The organism is Mesorhizobium sp. M4A.F.Ca.ET.020.02.1.1 (assembly GCF_004022645.1).
Taxonomy (GTDB): Bacteria; Pseudomonadota; Alphaproteobacteria; order Rhizobiales; family Rhizobiaceae; genus Mesorhizobium.
This window is the reverse complement of the sequence record NZ_RZOI01000806.1, coordinates 1-2,550: the sequence shown is the minus strand read 5'-3', so window position 1 is coordinate 2,550 and position 2,550 is coordinate 1. Positions and strand designations below refer to the sequence as shown.

General features: G+C 65.0%; 2 protein-coding genes and 1 pseudogene. All 3 read right to left on the bottom strand.

Features of this window, described 5'->3' with window-relative positions; all coding sequences use genetic code 11:
- Window positions 1-593, bottom strand: a pseudogene (locus tag EN742_RS31400) (CPBP family intramembrane glutamate endopeptidase); the annotation flags it as partial.
- A gap of 165 nt (window positions 594-758) precedes the next feature.
- Window positions 759-1,367, bottom strand: a complete 609-nt coding sequence (locus EN742_RS31395; protein WP_126057409.1) for a DUF1236 domain-containing protein — start codon at window positions 1,365-1,367, stop codon at window positions 759-761.
- A 64-nt stretch (window positions 1,368-1,431) separates the two neighbouring features.
- Complete coding sequence (locus EN742_RS31390; protein WP_126057410.1) at window positions 1,432-2,529, bottom strand: putative zinc-binding metallopeptidase; 1,098 nt, start codon at window positions 2,527-2,529, stop codon at window positions 1,432-1,434.
- Window positions 2,530-2,550: the final 21 nt, after the last annotated feature.

Sequence of the window (2,550 nt, the reverse complement as noted above, 5' to 3'; positions counted from 1 at the left end):
AGCGGAAGCCCTGCCCAGATCAGCGGACTGCTGAACCGGCTGGCCAGCCCCCGCAGCAGATAGCCGCGGAACAGCGCCTCCTCGGACGAGGTCTGCAGCAAAGCGAGCAGCACGATGGGGATCAGGAACAGCAGCCATGTCGACAGGCTGATCGCGCCGCGCGCGATCTCGGGCTGCAGCCAGTAGAGCAGAATCTCCGAAAGAAGCGAGGTGATCAGCACCGCGATCAGCCCCTTGAGGAAGTCCAGCCATGAAACGCGGTGGCTTTCGCCGACCAGCGCCGCAAGCGGCTCGCGGTGCACGAAGCGCATGGCGACCCACAGGCCGATCCAGATGCCGGCGAAGGAGAGCAGCGCGGTGAGGATACCCTGCGGCGAGGCGAGGAAATCCTGGACCGGGCCGCCGGCCGGCCGGCCGGCTCCCGTCGAGGCCCGCCAGACGATGAAGGCATAGGTGCCGCCGAGCAGCACCACCAGGGTCGCCGCCATCCAGAACAGCACGACGATCGCGGTTCCAAGCAAGAGGCGGAGCGGGGTTGTCCTGGCGTTCGGCGAGCGCCGGTAGCGCTCGAAGGCGGTTCTGTCGATGATCACGCGGTTCCCCTTGCCGAACGCGACTGGCGAGCATCCGGGTCGCCTGATCTATGGGATCGGCGCTTTGCGCGCAATCATCCTCGCCACGGCTTGCGCTCGTGGTTGCGCATTTGTGCAGAGGCGGCCGCACCGTTCGACGGGCGACCGCCTGTTGGCCGGCACTTGTCAGCGCATCACGTAGACGATACGCCGCGTGCCGGGATCGACCAGCGCCGGCTGGTTGTTCACATAGACATAGCGGTAGTCGTAGTCGGGGATTTCGCGCAACTCGACACTGTCGGGCAAGGTCGCGCCCGTCACCACCTCGCCGTCGAGATAGACCGGATCGAGCCGATGGGTGCTGATATAGGTGCCCACTTCGGCCGGCGGCCTGGCGATCGGTTCGACTGGTTCGACCGGTTCAGCCGAGATGATGGCGCCGGTGTAGTTGTCGGAATAGTCGCTGTCATCCGGCTGCTCGACGACGGCGATGCCCGCATCGGCCGGCCGCCGTGTCAGCACGACCGCGTTGCCGCCGAAATCGGCGGTCACATAGTCCGAATAGATCCAGCCTCGGCCGTTGGTCTCGGCGATGGTGCACCATTTGCTGTTGGCGATACAGCCTTCGAGCGTTGCCGACTGGCCCGCGGCCAGCACGCCGATGACCGGATATTGCGGGCCCGGTCCGGCGCGCACGTTGAGATCGGCAACAGCCGAAACGGCGGTCTCGGCCAGCGCAACACCCGACAAGGCGGCGAGCGCAGCGGCGACCGCGGGAAACAGTATGAGTTTCATGGATTTCACTCCGTTTTCAGGCTCCCTCGCGGACGAAAACGAAGCCAGGCCTTATGCGTTCCGGCTAAAATGCCCGTGCCGGCTCACGAATTATTCCCGTTTCTTTCGGCAATTCGGTCAGCAGGTTGTGGACAAAGGCCAGTTTATGCGCCGTCACGCCCGAGATGACGAAGGGGTAGAGGTCGGGCAAGCCCATGCAGCGGTTGATCGAGTTGGACGCCTCCGACAGCACCAGCCAGCGGTCAAGGATCTTCTCGAAAGGCTCAGGCGCGTTCCTTGGTTCGGCGGGCGCGGTCTGCAGTTCGCCGCCGGTATCACCACGCGGCAGGGCGTTGGCATCCACCGTCTCCAGCCGGCCGAGCGGAAAATTCAGCGCATGCACCATCTCCAGCGTGTCGGTGATGTGCAGATAGTGCGCGAAGGTCTCGGCCCAGTCCTCCCAGGGATGCGAGGTCGCATAGGCCGAGATGTGGCCCTGCTGCCAGTCCGGCGCCGCGCCATTGGCGTAGTAGGCCGTCAGCGCCTGTTCGTAGCCGGCACGCTCGTCGCCGAACAGGGCGCGGAATGCGGCAAGCCTTTGCGGATCGTCGCGGATCAGCCGGTCCCAATAATAATGGCCGAGTTCGTGGCGGAAATGGCCGAGCAGCGTGCGATAGTTCTCGCCCATCGCGACACGCCGTCGCTCGCGTTCGGCCGAATCCGCCTCGGCGACGTTGAGCGTGATCAGGCCATTGTCGTGGCCGGTGAGGATGCGCTCGCCACCAGGACCGCCACCGATCGGATCGGCAAGGAAATCGAAGGCAAGGCCCGCCTCGTCGCCAGGGCTCTGCTTGGGCGCGACCGGCAAGCCGAAGGCGAGCAGCGAATAGATGGCGCGTTTCTTGGCGGCCTCGACGCGGATCCAGCGCCGGCGGTTCCCATCCACGGACAGGTCCGGAATGAGCTGGTTCAACGCGCAGGCGCGGCAAAAGGCCTGGCCCGGCTCCGTCCGCCAGTTGCAGGCGCATTCGTCAGCATTGGTGCAGTGGTAGGCGCCATCAACATCCGACAGCGTGAAACGCGCGTGCTCGGGATCATAGAGCACGAGGCTGGCGCAGTTCAGGCACTGGGCATTCTCGAAATAGAGGCGGTGGCCGCATTGCGGGCAGTCGAACAGCTTCATATGGCACTCAAACCCATCAGC